At 37.9% G+C, this 14,739-nt stretch carries 15 protein-coding genes; 10 read left to right on the top strand and 5 right to left on the bottom strand.

All coding sequences use genetic code 11. The annotated features are described in order from the left end of the window. Window positions 1-109: 109 nt before the first annotated feature. Window positions 110-250, bottom strand: a complete 141-nt coding sequence (locus tag OK414_RS13445; protein ID WP_013057256.1) for a small acid-soluble spore protein P — start codon at window positions 248-250, stop codon at window positions 110-112. Between the two features lie 212 nt (window positions 251-462). Then, entirely contained in the window at window positions 463-612 is a 150-nt protein-coding gene (gene sspO / locus OK414_RS13440) for a small acid-soluble spore protein O (protein ID WP_013083371.1), read from the bottom strand. 220 nt (window positions 613-832) lie between these two features. Between sspO and acnA the strand changes: the two genes are divergently transcribed. The 4 genes from acnA (at window position 833) to OK414_RS13420 (ending at window position 4,894) form a co-directional block, all read left to right on the top strand. After that, complete coding sequence (acnA, locus tag OK414_RS13435) at window positions 833-3,553, top strand: aconitate hydratase AcnA (RefSeq protein ID WP_013083370.1); 2,721 nt, start codon at window positions 833-835, stop codon at window positions 3,551-3,553. 195 nt (window positions 3,554-3,748) lie between these two features. Then, a complete protein-coding gene (locus OK414_RS13430) occupies window positions 3,749-4,348 on the top strand; it encodes a TlpA disulfide reductase family protein (RefSeq protein ID WP_013057253.1) in 600 nt (199 codons plus the stop codon). Window positions 4,349-4,562: 214 nt separating this feature from the next. Then, a complete protein-coding gene (locus OK414_RS13425; RefSeq protein WP_013057252.1) occupies window positions 4,563-4,706 on the top strand; it encodes an FbpB family small basic protein in 144 nt (47 codons plus the stop codon). A gap of 44 nt (window positions 4,707-4,750) precedes the next feature. Then, complete coding sequence (locus OK414_RS13420; protein ID WP_263045837.1) at window positions 4,751-4,894, top strand: acid-soluble spore protein N; 144 nt, start codon at window positions 4,751-4,753, stop codon at window positions 4,892-4,894. A gap of 31 nt (window positions 4,895-4,925) precedes the next feature. Here OK414_RS13420 and OK414_RS13415 read toward each other — a convergent pair whose 3' ends face one another. Continuing rightward, window positions 4,926-5,537, bottom strand: coding sequence for a hypothetical protein (locus tag OK414_RS13415; RefSeq protein WP_034651643.1), 612 nt, complete (start codon window positions 5,535-5,537; stop codon window positions 4,926-4,928). A 172-nt stretch (window positions 5,538-5,709) separates the two neighbouring features. On the opposite strand from OK414_RS13415, the gene tlp reads away from it, so the two are divergent. The 3 genes from tlp to OK414_RS13400 all read left to right on the top strand — a co-directional run bounded on the left by tlp (window position 5,710) and on the right by OK414_RS13400 (window position 7,993). Continuing rightward, entirely contained in the window at window positions 5,710-5,952 is a 243-nt protein-coding gene (gene tlp / locus OK414_RS13410; protein WP_013083367.1) for a small acid-soluble spore protein Tlp, read from the top strand. 112 nt (window positions 5,953-6,064) lie between these two features. Beyond that, window positions 6,065-7,492 (top strand): phospholipase D family protein, encoded by a 1,428-nt coding sequence (locus OK414_RS13405; protein WP_404932073.1) that lies wholly within the window; start codon window positions 6,065-6,067, stop codon window positions 7,490-7,492. A 78-nt stretch (window positions 7,493-7,570) separates the two neighbouring features. Next, entirely contained in the window at window positions 7,571-7,993 is a 423-nt protein-coding gene (locus tag OK414_RS13400; RefSeq protein ID WP_013083365.1) for an acyl-CoA thioesterase, read from the top strand. Window positions 7,994-8,034: 41 nt separating this feature from the next. On the opposite strand, the gene OK414_RS13395 is transcribed toward OK414_RS13400, so the two are convergent. Both OK414_RS13395 and plsY read right to left on the bottom strand, forming a co-directional pair. Next, a complete protein-coding gene (locus tag OK414_RS13395; RefSeq protein WP_013057245.1) occupies window positions 8,035-8,325 on the bottom strand; it encodes a HesB/YadR/YfhF family protein in 291 nt (96 codons plus the stop codon). A gap of 374 nt (window positions 8,326-8,699) precedes the next feature. Then, window positions 8,700-9,293 carry a glycerol-3-phosphate 1-O-acyltransferase PlsY gene (gene plsY / locus OK414_RS13390; RefSeq protein ID WP_013083364.1) on the bottom strand — a complete coding sequence of 198 codons (594 nt, stop codon included), beginning with the start codon at window positions 9,291-9,293 and terminating at the stop codon, window positions 8,700-8,702. Between the two features lie 205 nt (window positions 9,294-9,498). Between plsY and OK414_RS13385 the strand changes: the two genes are divergently transcribed. From OK414_RS13385 to parC, 3 genes are all read left to right on the top strand, one after another. Next, window positions 9,499-9,912, top strand: a complete 414-nt coding sequence (locus OK414_RS13385; protein ID WP_013057242.1) for a CoA-binding protein — start codon at window positions 9,499-9,501, stop codon at window positions 9,910-9,912. Between the two features lie 333 nt (window positions 9,913-10,245). Beyond that, window positions 10,246-12,222: a DNA topoisomerase IV subunit B gene (gene parE, locus OK414_RS13380; RefSeq protein ID WP_013083363.1), complete on the top strand. Its 1,977-nt coding sequence runs from the start codon at window positions 10,246-10,248 to the stop codon at window positions 12,220-12,222. Further along, window positions 12,219-14,645: a DNA topoisomerase IV subunit A gene (gene parC, locus OK414_RS13375; RefSeq protein ID WP_013083362.1), complete on the top strand. Its 2,427-nt coding sequence runs from the start codon at window positions 12,219-12,221 to the stop codon at window positions 14,643-14,645. The genes parE and parC overlap by 4 nt, the downstream gene beginning before the upstream one ends. Window positions 14,646-14,739: the final 94 nt, after the last annotated feature.

Here is a 14,739-nt window from a genome sequence, read left to right as displayed (position 1 = left end):
TATGCGCGTTTATGTACTTAGTGAACTCCTGCGCAAAGAATAAGCTTGAAGTACTAGCTGTCTTGTCTGCGCATAAAAAAGCAAGCTCTGTAGAGAGCTTGCCGCTGTTTTACATATCATGTCCGCTATTGTGTTTTTGGCGAGAATGCTTACGGTTTTTCACTTTATGAGATCCACTTAGCGGTTCTGGCTGTCCAGAATTGCTTTTTGGCGCATTTCTTCTGATGTCTTTGCTGCTGTTTTTGTTCATAGTTAAAGCCTCCCTTTCATTTATTAGGGTAGGATAGTGACAGGGAATTTATCCGATGAAAAATTCCCCTTTCTAAAAATAGGTTTAACAAAAACAGGAAATGGGAACAGGAAAAAAGCGTCACATATAATGACGCCTTCTCGTTAGATTTCATGGAGTTAAACGATTTTGCTTTTCTAACTAGTAATTAGTATATCCAATAAGAGATTGTTTTATTGATTTTTTTTGCGTTTTTTATTATTTTGTTTCTGTTGTTCCGTTAATGGTTCATTTGAAAACTCTTCATTATAACCCGCTCCTTTTCCTTGAGCGCTAGCCGCGTTAGCTCCAGGAATGACGTGGTTTGACTTGCGTTTAGCCATGTTAAATCACCTCCGTTTCTAGCATGCGTAAAAATCAATGAAATATGAATTATTAGAAAAATAAAAGGAAGATGGAAAAGGTTATAAGTGAAACTTATGTTAATTAATAACATTCTTTTTATTTACTTATGTATAATATTATATTAAGATAGATGGTGAAGGGAATAGAGGATGGGGTAAGTAAATCCTTTATACATAGAATTTTAAGGGGGTAAAAGCAATGACTAAAAAAGACGTTTTCAACGCTCGTTCGTCATTCGATCTTAATGGCAGCACATATAATTATTACCGCTTACAAGCTTTAGAGGAAGCAGGTTTAGGCAATGTATCTAAGCTGCCGTATTCAATTAAAGTATTATTAGAATCTGTTCTTCGTCAGGTAGATGGCCGTGTTATTACAAAAGAACACGTCGAAAACCTTGCAAAATGGGGAACAAAAGATATTAAAGATATCGATGTTCCTTTCAAACCATCTCGTGTTATTCTTCAAGATTTCACTGGAGTTCCAGCGGTTGTAGACTTAGCGTCACTTCGTAAAGCAATGGCTGATTTAGGAGGAGATCCTGACAAAATCAATCCAGAAATTCCAGTAGACCTCGTTGTCGACCACTCCGTACAAGTTGATAAAGCAGGTACAGCTGACTCATTACGAATTAATATGGACCTCGAGTTTCAACGTAATACAGAGCGCTATAATTTCTTAAGCTGGGCTCAAAAATCATTTAATAACTATCGCGCAGTTCCACCAGCTACAGGTATCGTGCACCAAGTAAATTTAGAATATTTAGCAAACGTTGTTCATGCTGTTGAAGAAGATGGTGAATTTGTAGCTTTCCCTGATTCTCTAGTAGGTACTGACTCTCATACAACGATGATTAATGGTATCGGTGTTTTAGGATGGGGTGTTGGCGGTATTGAAGCGGAAGCAGGTATGCTTGGTCAACCTTCTTATTTCCCAGTTCCTGAAGTAATCGGCGTTAAACTTGTTGGTGAATTACCAAACGGCACTACAGCTACAGACTTAGCGTTAAAAGTTACGCAAGTGCTTCGTCAAAAAGGAGTAGTCGGAAAATTCGTGGAATTCTTCGGTCCTGGCGTAGCAGAACTTCCATTAGCTGACCGTGCAACAATCGCTAATATGGCTCCTGAATACGGTGCAACATGTGGATTCTTCCCAGTTGACGCAGAAGCATTAGCATACATGCGTTTAACAGGAAGAGATGAAAAAGACATTCAGGTTGTCGAACAATATACAAAAGCAAATGGTTTATTCTTCACACCAGAAAATGAAGATCCAATTTTCACTGACGTTGTTGAGATTAACCTTGCTGAGATTGAAGCAAATCTTTCTGGTCCAAAGCGTCCGCAAGATTTAATTCCACTTTCTCAAATGCAAACAGAATTCAAGAAGGCTTTAACAGCTCCTGTTAGCAACCAAAGCTTCGGACTTGATGCTAAAGACGTGGATAAAGAAATTACATTTAAGCTTGCAGACGGTTCAGAAACAACAATGAAAACAGGTGCCATTGCCATTGCGGCTATCACAAGCTGTACGAACACATCAAATCCTTACGTATTAGTAGCAGCCGGTTTAGTTGCGAAAAAAGCGGTAGAAAAAGGATTGGATGTTCCAGCTTACGTGAAAACTTCTTTAGCACCAGGTTCAAAAGTAGTAACGGCTTACCTGCAAAATTCAGGGCTGCTTCCATACTTAGATAAAATCGGCTTTAACATCGTAGGTTATGGCTGTACGACTTGTATCGGTAACTCTGGTCCATTAGAAGCTGAAATTGAAGCAGCGATTGCAGATAGCGACTTGCTTGTAACGTCTGTTCTTTCAGGAAACCGTAACTTTGAAGGACGTATTCATCCATTAGTAAAAGGTAACTACCTTGCTTCTCCGCCGCTTGTTGTAGCCTATGCACTGGCTGGAACAGTAGATGTAGATTTACAAAAAGATCCAATCGGCATTGATACAGACGGCAATGAAGTATTCTTTAGCGACATCTGGCCTTCTCAAGATGAAATTAAAGAAGTTGTTAGCCGTACCGTAACGCCTGAATTATTCCGTAACGAGTATGAGCGTGTATTCGATGATAACGAACGCTGGAATGAAATTAAAACAAGCGAAGATGCGCTTTATACGTGGGAGAATGATTCAACATACATTCAAAACCCACCTTTCTTTGAAGGCTTATCAGAAGAACCAGGTGAAGTAGAGCCGTTAAATGATCTTCGCGTAGTAGCGAAATTTGGTGACTCAGTGACAACGGATCACATTTCACCAGCGGGTTCAATTGCAAAAACATCACCTGCAGGTCTTTACCTTCAAGAAAACGGTGTAGAGCCAAAAGACTTTAACTCATATGGTTCTCGTCGTGGTAACCATGAAGTAATGATGCGCGGTACGTTTGCAAACATCCGCATTAAAAACCAAGTAGCTCCTGGTACAGAAGGCGGCTGGACAACGTACTGGCCAACAAATGACGTAATGAGCATTTATGATGCTTGTATGAAATACAAAGAGCAAGATACAGGTCTTGTTGTACTTGCAGGCAAAGATTACGGCATGGGAAGTTCTCGTGACTGGGCAGCAAAAGGAACAAATCTTTTAGGTATTAAAACAGTAATCGCTGAAAGCTTCGAGCGTATTCACCGTTCAAACCTAGTATTAATGGGTGTTTTACCTCTTCAATTTAAAGATGGTGAAAGCGCGGATACATTAGGTTTAACTGGAAAAGAAACAATTGCAGTAGCAGTTGATGAAACAGTAAAACCACGTGATTTTATAAAAGTAACAGCAACTGATGAAGCTGGAAACAAAAAAGAATTTGAAGTACTGGTTCGTTTCGATAGTGAAGTTGAAATTGATTACTATCGCCACGGTGGTATCCTTCAAATGGTGCTTCGTGATAAATTACAGTCTAAAACACATGCGTAAGTTATAAAGAAAAAGAGCGGTTCTCGTGAGCCGCTCTTTTTTTATGCAAACGCACTGTTTTCGACAAAAAGTGAGAGGGGAATATGCTATATTATAAAAGAAAATGCCCTATAAAAGGATTATTTTAGTAGATATTGCACATATCTATTAGTACATAGATTATCACTTTTTAGAAGAAATAAAGGAGCCGATCATATGGTTAAAAAAATAATTGCGGTCTTGCTTCTAGTAGGCTTTCTTAGCTACGCCCTTTGGCAAGGGCTTTCTCCAAATGAAGCATCCGATAATTCTAACTTAAGCGAATACAAGGATTTAAATATCAAAAAAGGCGATAGTGCTCGTCAGGCTTCGGGTCAAGCTTATGGGTTGGAACCAAAAGATACAGCGCCTCCGTTTACACTGTCAGATACGAGCGGGAAATCCGTTCAATTATCGGATTTTAAAGGAAAAAAAGTCATTTTAAACTTTTGGGCAACATGGTGTCCGCCGTGTCAAAAAGAAATGCCCGATATGCAAGCGTTTTATGAGAAATATGGAAACGATGTACAGCTGCTTGCGGTTAATTTAACTTCGTCGGAAGGCAGTAAACAGGCAGTATCTAAATTTCTTAAAGAAAAACAGTTTACGTTTCGTGTATTATTGGACGACCAAGATAGTGTAGGAAGTAAAAAATATCGAGTCTCCACCATTCCGACATCTTACTTTATAGATGAAGAAGGGAAAATTGTTCAACGAGTGAATGGTCCAATGACGCTTAAACAAATGGAAAACTTTGCTCAACAAGCAGCGAATTAACTTCGCTGCTTGTTTTATTAAACATGAAACTTATTTACTTTATCATCGTATATATAGATAGGTCAGTAAACATGTCAAACTTTCTTACAACTTTTCAAAAAAAGTATGTTTACTTATCTGACAAATTGGTTACAATATAGATAGTTATACGATATCAGTTTCTTTAGATTTTTCAGATTTTTCATAAAAATTACATAAAGTAGGTGTTGTGATCATGAGAAAATTGCGCAAACGTTCATTTGAAGAGTTAGTGCAAGAAAATAAAACGCAGCTGTTAAAAGATCAGTCAGAAATTGAACGCATTGAAATGGAAATTGAAAAGCGGTTAGAAGATCGTATGCTTGAAAGAGCTGAATAACTTTAAAGTAAGTTGGTTAGAGTAACGGTGAGGAGGGGATAAGCATGGGAAATCCTAAAAAACAAAGCAAACCTTTTGTTCCGAATCACATCGGCACTCAACAGAGAGAAGCTGGTGGAAATAACGGAAAACAAATGCAAGATACATCCGGCAAGCATCCTCAAGTTATTCAAACCAAAGGTGAATGAATAAAAAGTCGCTGAATTCAGCGACTTTTTATTATTTGAATTCTACCGTGAATAAATAAACGTAAGGATTGCTCGAAATAAGCTCTTTAACGACTTCTCCATCGTCGGTTGAAAGCGGAGCAACTCGTATGCCACTGCCATCGTCACCAAATAAAGCAGCAACTGGATATGTTTTATTCATTTTTACCGTTTGTTTTTTCTCTAATCCAGTAAAGGAATATCCGTTCATTTTTTTTGGCTTTTCCGCTTCTATTCCTAGGTTTGTATCGTTGCTTCCTACATTAAACATAACTTTATGCGCATCATCATCGATTTTATATGTAATAGCAAACATGTCAAATTCTTTTGAAACAGTCAACCCTCCTGAAAATAAAGGTTCTTTTGCTTTTCCCTTTTCGTAATAAGTAGCTTTTACATAAGCTTCTTTTGCGTCACTAGGAGCTTTCACATCGTATGCAATGATATTGCTTTTGTAGTCCAGGTTTGTCACAGCTAACATTTTTTCTTCATGTTTTGAGTAATGATGAGGCTTCATAAAGGCACTTGCTGTCAATTTTGATGCCAATGAGGTTTGTGACATAAAAAATACGGCAAGCACTGCAATAAAGATGACGCTTAGTAATGTTATCATTCGTTTGGTCATAGCGATTCCCCCTTTGTATGTAAATATTACCATATTATGTATGTTTTATATACATATTTTAACTTAATTATAATTATATTATGTAAACTAAAATCATTTTTTTCCACTTATAGAGATGAACAAATCCGGCATACTACAATTGTAACAAAGTTATTTTGAGGAGGAAGATACAATGGCATGGAATAAACCGAATCCAGACGATCGCAGTGATAACGTTGAAAAATTACAAACAATGGTGCAAAATACAATGAAGAACATTGAAGAAGCAGAAGAAGCTGCTGCATGCAGCAATGAAGAAGAACGTCAGCGCATTCAGCAAAAAAATCACAATCGCGAAGTAAGTATCGAAGCAATGCGCAGCGAAATAAAAGATGAGTCAGAAGCTCGTCAAAATGGTTACGAAGGTACGATTTAATAAATAAAGCAACGACAATAAGCAGCTAAAAATAAACGGTTTTAGCTGCTTTCTTTCTATATTTTTTTAGTAAGGTCAATACTAATACAAACTAGCAAAGAGGTTTATGTAGGTGAAAAAGCACGTGAAAAGGAAAGTAGTAAGGATTTTGGTCAGTTTACTTGTCGTCTTGATTATTGTGGGCTCTTATCAAACGCATAAGCCTTTGCCTAAAGGAGTTTCATACGAAAGTAAGCCGCACAAAGTAGAAGATGTATTTCTCTTATCAGACCTAACGTATCAAGACCAGCAGACATCTGCTTCTGAACAACACATTTTTCAAGCAGTTACGAATGCGATTGATGACGCAAAAGCTTTTATTATTATGGATATGTTTCTATTTAACGGCTACTATAACCAAGGCGAAACGTTTCCTCACCTTAGTGATACGCTTGCAAGTAAGCTGATTGAAAAGAAACGAAAACATCCTACTATCGAAATCGTCTTTATTACAGATGAAATCAATACAACCTACGGCTCACATGATTCAAAGTGGTTAGATTCACTGCGGCTAAACGGAATCAAAGTGGTGCAAACCAATTTATCTAAGCTCAGAGACTCCATTCCACTGTATTCTTCAGTGTGGAGAACTTTTGTTCAGTGGTTTGGTGAAAAAGGAAACGGATGGATAACAAATCCGTTTGGTACCAATGCGCCTAAAGCGACGGTCCGTGCTTATTTAAAGTTGTTAAATGTAAAAGCTAATCACAGAAAAGTAGTAGCAACAGATCAAAGCGTTATTATCTCCTCTGCCAATCCTCATGATGCAAGTTTTTATAATTCTAACATGGCCTTTGAAGTAAAAGGGAATATTATTGGAGATGTGGTGAAAAGTGAACAAGCAGTGTCAGATTTTTCTTATGGAGGAAAGTTACCTCGGTATAAGAAGAAAGAAAAAGAAAAGGGAGACCTCTATGTTCAGCTGTTAACAGAAGGCAAAATCTATAAGCACGTATTGCATGATTTACGTCATGCTAAAAAAGGCGACGATGTATGGCTTGGCATGTTTTATCTTGGAGATCGAGACGTAATAAAGGCGCTTTTGAAAGCTTCCAAACAAGGCGCAAACGTACGATTAATTTTAGATCCTAATGAGAATGCGTTTGGAAGAAAAAAGTTCGGACTGCCTAACCGTCCAGTAGCAGCAGAACTTGTGAAAAAATCTAAAGGCGATATTAAAGTTCGCTGGTATTATACGGGAAAAGAGCAGTATCATCCCAAAACTTTATTTATTCGAAATAAAAAAAATGCAACTATTATTGCAGGAGCAGCAAATTTCACAAAACGAAATTTGGCTGACTTGAACTTAGAAACGGATATTAAAGTATCAGGACCTTCTAACAAAAAGGTTATGACCGAACTAAACGCTTATTTTGACCGTTTATGGACAAATAAAGACTACACATATACACTTCCTTATAAAAAGTATGAAAATAAAATGACGCGGCTGGAAACACTGATATATCGCATTCAAAATGCGCTTAGTCTTACAACATATTGAGTTACAACCAAACTAGTAGGAGTATATTCTCCTTATATGGTAAGATAAAACAGGAACAGGGCAAGAGGAGGTAAAATCATGTTAGTATCAACGAAAGAAATCGAAGTGCGCTATGCAGAAACCGATCAGATGGGCGTTGTGTATCATGCTAACTATTTAGTATGGATGGAAATAGGTCGAACGCAGTTTATTAGTGATTTAGGTTTTAGCTATGCACAAATGGAAAGAGACGGTGTGCTGTCGCCAGTTATTGATATACAGGCTTCATATAAAAAGCCGCTTCATTATGGCGAGACAGCTGTAGTACATACTTGGGTTGAGAACTATGACGGTCTACGCGTTGTGTACGGCTACGAAATTTTTAATTCAAATGAAGAACTTGCGTTAACAGGAACATCGTCACACGTATGTGTGAAAAAAGAAAACTTTAAGCCCATTTCGATTCGCCGTAATTATCCGGAATGGCATAAAGCCTATGAAGAGGCCAAAAAGCAGGGTTAAGCGCAAGAATAAAAAGCATCGATAAATCGATGCTTTTTTTCTTACGCTTCGTAATGAAAGTCAGGTTCTTTTGTTTCTTCATTATAATTTACGGTCAAATCATGACCATCAAAGTACCAAAGGTCTTCATCTTCTACGAAGAATGTTAAACCGTCAACTTTTGTTTCAACGCCAACGTTTTTAGGAGAATCTGTGTTTACACCTAAAGAAAAACCTTTTTGAACGTTGCTGCATCCGCCGTAGCGAACAAAAAAGCGAATTGTTTCGTTTCCTTCTAGCATCATTTCATCTTTGTACCACGTAGCTGCTGCTTCTGTTACTGTTAATTTCATTAATTATGCTCCTTCCAATACTGCGGATACACTTATTATAGTAGAAAGGTAGATAAATTACCAATATATACGAATCCAGCTAGGAAGGAATGAGATAAAATAAAACGATTTAATATAGAGGTGAAGGCTTCATTTCTATATTAAATCGTTTCATTCTTTCATTTGAAATCATATTGTTTTCCAATGGTTTCCCAGCAGTGAACGCAGTAGCGGCTTCCTTCTAGCTGTGAATCCATTTTCTTATTTCGTTTGCAAATAGGGCATTTTTTCTTCACATCATTCACCTCCTTATTTTAGTATCAGTATAACTAATAAATAAGAAATGTATTCGCTTACAAATCGGTTATAAAAAAAGAAATAAGAGGAAGCTCCTCTTATTTCTTTTTACCTGACAAAAATGTGACTTTCGGTTCTGTTTTATTAAGAATTCGGGTAATGTTTGCACGGTGTCTGTAAATGACAAAGGCTACAATTAAACCAATAATCATAATAAGCATGTAGTCTTGCTTAAATAGCGTGTAGATAAAGGTTAATACCCCGGTAACCATTGATGACAATGATACATACTTCGTTATGTATAAGCAGATAAAAAAACATAATAGTACGAAAGCAAATAAAAGAGGTTCATAACATAAAATCACTCCGGCGGACGTGGCAACAGCTTTCCCGCCTTTGAATTTCGCGAAAACAGGAAAAATATGACCAATGACAGCAAATAAACCAATGAAGAGAATGTTTTGATTCGTATTAAATAAAAGCGGTAAAGAAGCTGCTAGAGTTCCTTTTAGAATGTCTCCAAGCGTAACGATAATTCCAGCTTTTACGCCCAATGTACGAAAGGAGTTGGTGCCGCCTAAATTGCCGCTTCCATGCTCTCGTATATCGATGCCGTATCCTAGTTTTCCAACAACTAGTCCAAAAGGAATAGAGCCCAAGATATAGGCAAGAATAGGTAATAAATAATTCATGTTTGAAAGCTCCTTTATTTCTATATCGTTTCTATTTTACCATGAGATACTTAAAAAAACATAGCTAGTTTTAGGTGAGAGACAATTATTTTAAAAAAAGAAGACGTTTACAAAAATAGAGAAAACGGGTACTATATGCAGGAAATCAACTGTAAATCGCGAATGTTGTTCAGTACATATTATATAGCTAAGAGAGGTAATAGACATGTCCATTAAAATTCCTTCCCGCCAAGAGCTTGGTAAAATATTAAAAAAAAGCAAGCGCATTGCTGTAGTAGGTTTATCAGATAACCCTCATCGAACGTCTTATATGGTTTCAGAAGCCATGCAGCAGCAAGGTTACGAGATTATTCCGGTGAACCCGACAATAAACTCAGCGCTCGGCGTAAAAGCTGTATCTTCATTAAAAGAAATTGAAGGACATATTGATATCGTTAATGTATTTCGCCGCTCTGAGCATTTGCTTGAAGTTGCAGAAGAGTTTTTAGAAGTAGACGCAGACGTATTTTGGGCACAATCTGGTTTAATTAATGAAGAAGCATATGACCTGCTCGCTAAAAAAGGGTATACTGTAGTTATGGATCGTTGTATAAAAGTTGAGCATGCTTTAACAAAGTAAGATCTATAAGCAGAACAACCAACCCATGCACACTGCTTGCATGGGTTTCACCATGCGTTGAAATAGTAAGAGCGTTTCCGCTACAATAGACGTTAGACAGCTAGCTTTATAATGCTTATAATCCATGAATACACAAGATATTGCTTTTATAATACGGAAATTTGTGCTAAAATCTTGTAAGTACGCAAAAATAGAAACATACGTTCTGTTGATGCGAACACTATAAAATTAAAAGATAGGATACATGATCATTTATTCTTAGACACGAAGCGCAAACGTTTGTGTTTCATACATAATGTAGTAATGTTCGTTGTGATGAAAGGGGTAGTATGAATGGCTCGGAAACAACAATTTAATTATAATGAAGATGCAATTCAAGTACTAGAAGGATTAGATGCCGTTCGTAAACGTCCTGGTATGTATATTGGAAGTACGGATACACGAGGTCTGCATCATTTAGTATATGAAATCGTCGACAACTCTGTCGATGAAGCTCTAGCAGGCTACGGAGAAGAAATTATTGTAACCATTCACAAAGATAATTCAATTTCTGTACAAGATAAAGGTCGAGGTATGCCAACGGGCATGCATAAACTAGGAAAACCAACGCCTGAAGTTATTTTAACCATCTTGCATGCAGGAGGTAAATTCGGACAGGGTGGATATAAAACAAGCGGAGGCTTACACGGAGTAGGTGCATCTGTTGTAAATGCGCTGTCTGAATGGTTGACCGTAACCATTCATCGAGATGGATTTATTTATGAACAGCGTTTTGAAAATGGAGGAAAGCCAGTTACGACGCTAGAAAAAATAGGGAAAACGAAAAAAACGGGAACAACGATTCATTTCAAACCGGATGCCACGATCTTTTCAACAACTGTGTATAATTATGATACGCTGTGTGAACGGCTCCGCGAATCGGCTTTCCTGTTAAAAGGATTCAAAATAGAGTTAATCGATAAAAGACATGATCGTCACGATATCTTTTATTATGAAACAGGTATTCAAGCCTTCGTTTCATATTTAAATGAAGAAAAAGATTCACTTCATCCAGTCGTCTTTTTTGAAGGGATTCATCATAATATTGAAGTTGAATTTGCCTTTCAATTTAATGATGGTTATTCTGAAACCATTTTATCATTTGTTAATAATGTTCGTACCAAAGATGGTGGAACGCATGAGTCCGGTGCAAAAAGCGCTATGACGCGTGCATTTAATGAATATGCTCGTAAAGTAAGCCTGCTAAAAGAAAAAGACAAAAACTTAGAAGGAACGGATATACGAGAAGGCTTAGGAGCCATCGTTTCCGTTAGAATACCTGAAGAGTTGCTTCAGTTTGAAGGTCAAACAAAAGGAAAGTTAGGTACAAGTGAAGCTCGTTCGTCTGTAGATGCAGTTATTTCTGAAAAACTTGCCTATTTCTTAGAAGAAAACCCGGACGTAAGCTCTCTTCTTGTAAAAAAAGCAATCAAAGCTGCTCAAGCGCGTGAAGCAGCACGAAAGGCGAGAGAAGACGCAAGAAACGGGAAGAAACGAAAGCGTCAAGAAACCGTTCTAAGCGGAAAGTTAACGCCTGCGCAATCAAGAAATCCTCAGCGAAACGAACTGTACTTAGTCGAAGGGGATTCCGCTGGAGGTTCAGCAAAACAAGGAAGGGATCGCCGCTTTCAAGCCGTGCTGCCACTGCGAGGGAAGGTTATCAATACCGAAAAAGCTAAGCTTCAAGATATTTTTAAAAACGAAGAAATTAGTACGATCATCCACGCGATAGGCGGAGGAGTAGGAGCAGATTTCACCATCGATGATATTAACTACGATAAAATAGTTATCATGACCGATGCGGATACGGATGGCGCTCATATTCAAGTGCTTCTGCTAACGTTTTTCTACCGCTATATGAAACCGCTTGTGGAAGCAGGAAAAGTATTTATTGCTCTTCCACCGCTCTACAAAGTAAGTAAAGGGTCAGGTAAAAAAGAAGTGGTTGAATATTCATGGAGTGACGAAGAATTGCAGGGTGCTATCGATAAGGTAGGAAGAGGGTATATGATTCAACGCTATAAAGGTCTCGGTGAAATGAACGCAGATCAGCTTTGGGAAACAACAATGAACCCAGAGACGCGTACGCTGATTCGTGTTCGTATTGATGATGCTGCTCGCGCTGATCGTCGTGTAACCACTTTGATGGGCGATAAAGTAGAACCTCGCAGAAAATGGATTGAAAGCAACGTAGCGTTTGGATTAGAAGAAGATCCAAATATTTTAGATAATGAAAATGTATTAACGGTCGCAGAGGAGGACGTACAATGACACAAACAGAACGCTTTTTAGATTTACCTCTTGAGGATGTACTAGGCGACCGTTTTGGTCGATACAGTAAATATATTATTCAAGAGCGTGCACTTCCGGATGCAAGAGACGGGTTAAAACCCGTTCAGCGCCGTATTTTATATGCAATGCACGTAGATGGAAATACAGCAGAAAAAGGCTTTCGCAAGTCAGCCAAAACTGTAGGGAACGTAATTGGTAACTATCACCCTCATGGTGATTCATCTGTATATGAGGCCATGGTTCGAATGAGTCAAGAATGGAAAGTTAGAAATGTATTAATCGAAATGCATGGAAACAACGGAAGTATTGATGGAGATCCCCCAGCAGCAATGCGTTATACAGAAGCTCGCCTTTCATCGATTGCTGCAGAACTTCTACGAGATATTGACAAACAAACGGTTGAGTTTGTGTCTAACTTCGATGATACAAGTAGCGAACCAACTGTGTTACCGGCTATGTTTCCTAATTTGCTAGTGAATGGATCCACGGGTATTTCAGCTGGTTATGCTACAGAACTTCCTCCTCATCATTTAGGTGAAGTAATTGACGCAACGATCATGCGAATTGATAAACCAACGTGTACAATTGAAGAGTTGATGACGGCTATTCAAGGTCCTGATTTTCCTACGGGAGGAATCATTCAAGGGGTAGACGGAATTAAGAAAGCCTACGAGACAGGTAAAGGGAAAATTATTATTCGCGGAAAAACGGAAGTGGAGTCCATTCGCGGCGGAAAACAGCAAATTGTCATTACGGAAATTCCGTTTGAAGTAAACAAAGCCAACCTTGTTAAGAAAATGGATGAGCTTCGTTTAGATAAAAAAGTGGAAGGCATTGCTGAAGTTCGCGATGAAACGGATCGTACCGGTCTGCGCATCGTAGTAGAATTAAAAAAAGATGCAAATGCTCAAGGAGTACTTCACTATCTTTATAAAAATACGGATCTGCAAGTACCTTATAATTTTAACATGGTTGCTATTGCTAAAAAGCGACCAAAGCTTATGAGCTTGGCCAACATTCTTGATGCTTATATTGATCATCAAAGAGAAGTGGTAACAAATCGTTCTAAATACGAACTGCAAAAAGCACGTGAACGTGAACATATTGTAGCGGGATTGATTAAGGCACTGTCGATTTTAGATGAAGTTATTGCGACGATTAGAGCTTCTAAAGATAAGCGCGACGCTAAAAATAATTTAATTGCCAAATATGAATTTACAGAACCTCAAGCAGAGGCGATTGTATCGCTTCAATTATACCGTTTGACAAACACGGACATCACAGCTCTACAAGCGGAAGCTGAAGAGCTAGGTGCTAAAATTAACGAGTTAGAAGAAATCTTACATAGCGAGAAAAAACTTTTTAATGTAATCAAAAAAGAATTACGCCGTGTAAAGAAGCAATACAGTACAGAACGCCGCTCAAAAATTGAAGCGGAAATCGAAGAAATTAAGATTAATCTAGAAGTGATGGTTCCATCTGAAGAAGTGATGGTGACAGTCACAAAAGACGGATACGTAAAACGAACAAGCCTTCGTTCTTACGCCGCGTCTAACGGGCAAGACTTCGGTATGAAAGATACGGACCGAATTTTAGCGAAGTATGAAATTAATACAACTGAAACGCTACTCATCTTCACAAACAAAGGGAATTATTTATATATGCCAGTGCACGAACTTCCTGATATCAGGTGGAAAGACATGGGGCAGCATATCATGAACATTGTTCCAATTGATAAAGAAGAGCAAATTGTACGGGCGATACCGGTGAAAGAATTTAAAGAAAACCAGTATCTGCTTTTCTTTACAAAAAATGGTATGGTCAAAAAATCAGAATTACTTCAATATAAAGCACAGCGCTACTCTAAAGCTCTTGTCGCCGTTAATTTAAAAGGCGATGATGAAGTAATCGATGTATATCAAACCGATGGTAAAAAACAAGTGTTTATTGCCACTCGCTCTGGCTACGGACTGCGTTTCCGGGAAGAAGAAATTAATATTGTAGGGACTCGCGCTTCTGGTGTGAAAGGAATTAACTTAAAAGACGATGATTATGTTGTAAGCGGCGTTATCTTCGATGAAGATGAAGCTCTATCAACTGAATTATTTATCGCCACGCAACGAGGAGCTGTGAAAAAGACAAAAATTACTGAGTTTGAAGAATCAGCACGAGCAAAACGAGGGCTAGTGATGGTCCGAGAACTAAAATCTAATCCGCATCAAATTGCAAAAGTAAAAGCAATCTCTAAAGAACATTACATGATAGTAGAATCATCTAAAGGTCAAATCGAGCAGGTTGATCCATCTACAATGCGAGCTAGCGACCGATACAGCAACGGTTCATTCGTATTGGACCAAAGCGAAGCCGGCAATTTAGTTGATGTGTGGCTGGAAGAAAAATAACAAAAAAGTAGTAAAGTTTTTAACGCTTTACTACTTTTTTTGTTCAATATTTTTAAATTAAACTATGTTCTAAATAAACAATAAGAAACATTTC

Origin of the sequence: Priestia sp. JV24, assembly GCF_025910025.1 — a bacterium.
Lineage (GTDB): Bacteria > Bacillota > Bacilli > Bacillales > Bacillaceae_H > Priestia > Priestia megaterium.
The sequence above is the reverse complement of the archived record's forward strand: the minus strand, read 5'-3'. Positions and strand labels throughout refer to the sequence as shown.

Excerpts from the sequence above, each read along its gene's own strand:
- parE (WP_013083363.1), top strand. The coding sequence starts at position 10,246 with ATGGCTCGGAAACAACAATTTAATTATAATGAAGATGCAATTCAAGTA.
- plsY (WP_013083364.1), bottom strand. The coding sequence starts at position 9,293 with ATGAATTATTTATTACCTATTCTTGCCTATATCTTGGGCTCTATTCCT.
- OK414_RS13445 (WP_013057256.1), bottom strand. The coding sequence starts at position 250 with ATGAACAAAAACAGCAGCAAAGACATCAGAAGAAATGCGCCAAAAAGC.
- parC (WP_013083362.1), top strand. The coding sequence starts at position 12,219 with ATGACACAAACAGAACGCTTTTTAGATTTACCTCTTGAGGATGTACTA.
- OK414_RS13385 (WP_013057242.1), top strand. The coding sequence starts at position 9,499 with ATGTCCATTAAAATTCCTTCCCGCCAAGAGCTTGGTAAAATATTAAAA.
- OK414_RS13415 (WP_034651643.1), bottom strand. The coding sequence starts at position 5,537 with ATGACCAAACGAATGATAACATTACTAAGCGTCATCTTTATTGCAGTG.
- OK414_RS13400 (WP_013083365.1), top strand. The coding sequence starts at position 7,571 with ATGTTAGTATCAACGAAAGAAATCGAAGTGCGCTATGCAGAAACCGAT.
- OK414_RS13395 (WP_013057245.1), bottom strand. The coding sequence starts at position 8,325 with ATGAAATTAACAGTAACAGAAGCAGCAGCTACGTGGTACAAAGATGAA.
- tlp (WP_013083367.1), top strand. The coding sequence starts at position 5,710 with ATGGCATGGAATAAACCGAATCCAGACGATCGCAGTGATAACGTTGAA.
- sspO (WP_013083371.1), bottom strand. The coding sequence starts at position 612 with ATGGCTAAACGCAAGTCAAACCACGTCATTCCTGGAGCTAACGCGGCT.
- OK414_RS13430 (WP_013057253.1), top strand. The coding sequence starts at position 3,749 with ATGGTTAAAAAAATAATTGCGGTCTTGCTTCTAGTAGGCTTTCTTAGC.
- OK414_RS13425 (WP_013057252.1), top strand. The coding sequence starts at position 4,563 with ATGAGAAAATTGCGCAAACGTTCATTTGAAGAGTTAGTGCAAGAAAAT.
- OK414_RS13420 (WP_263045837.1), top strand. The coding sequence starts at position 4,751 with ATGGGAAATCCTAAAAAACAAAGCAAACCTTTTGTTCCGAATCACATC.
- acnA (WP_013083370.1), top strand. The coding sequence starts at position 833 with ATGACTAAAAAAGACGTTTTCAACGCTCGTTCGTCATTCGATCTTAAT.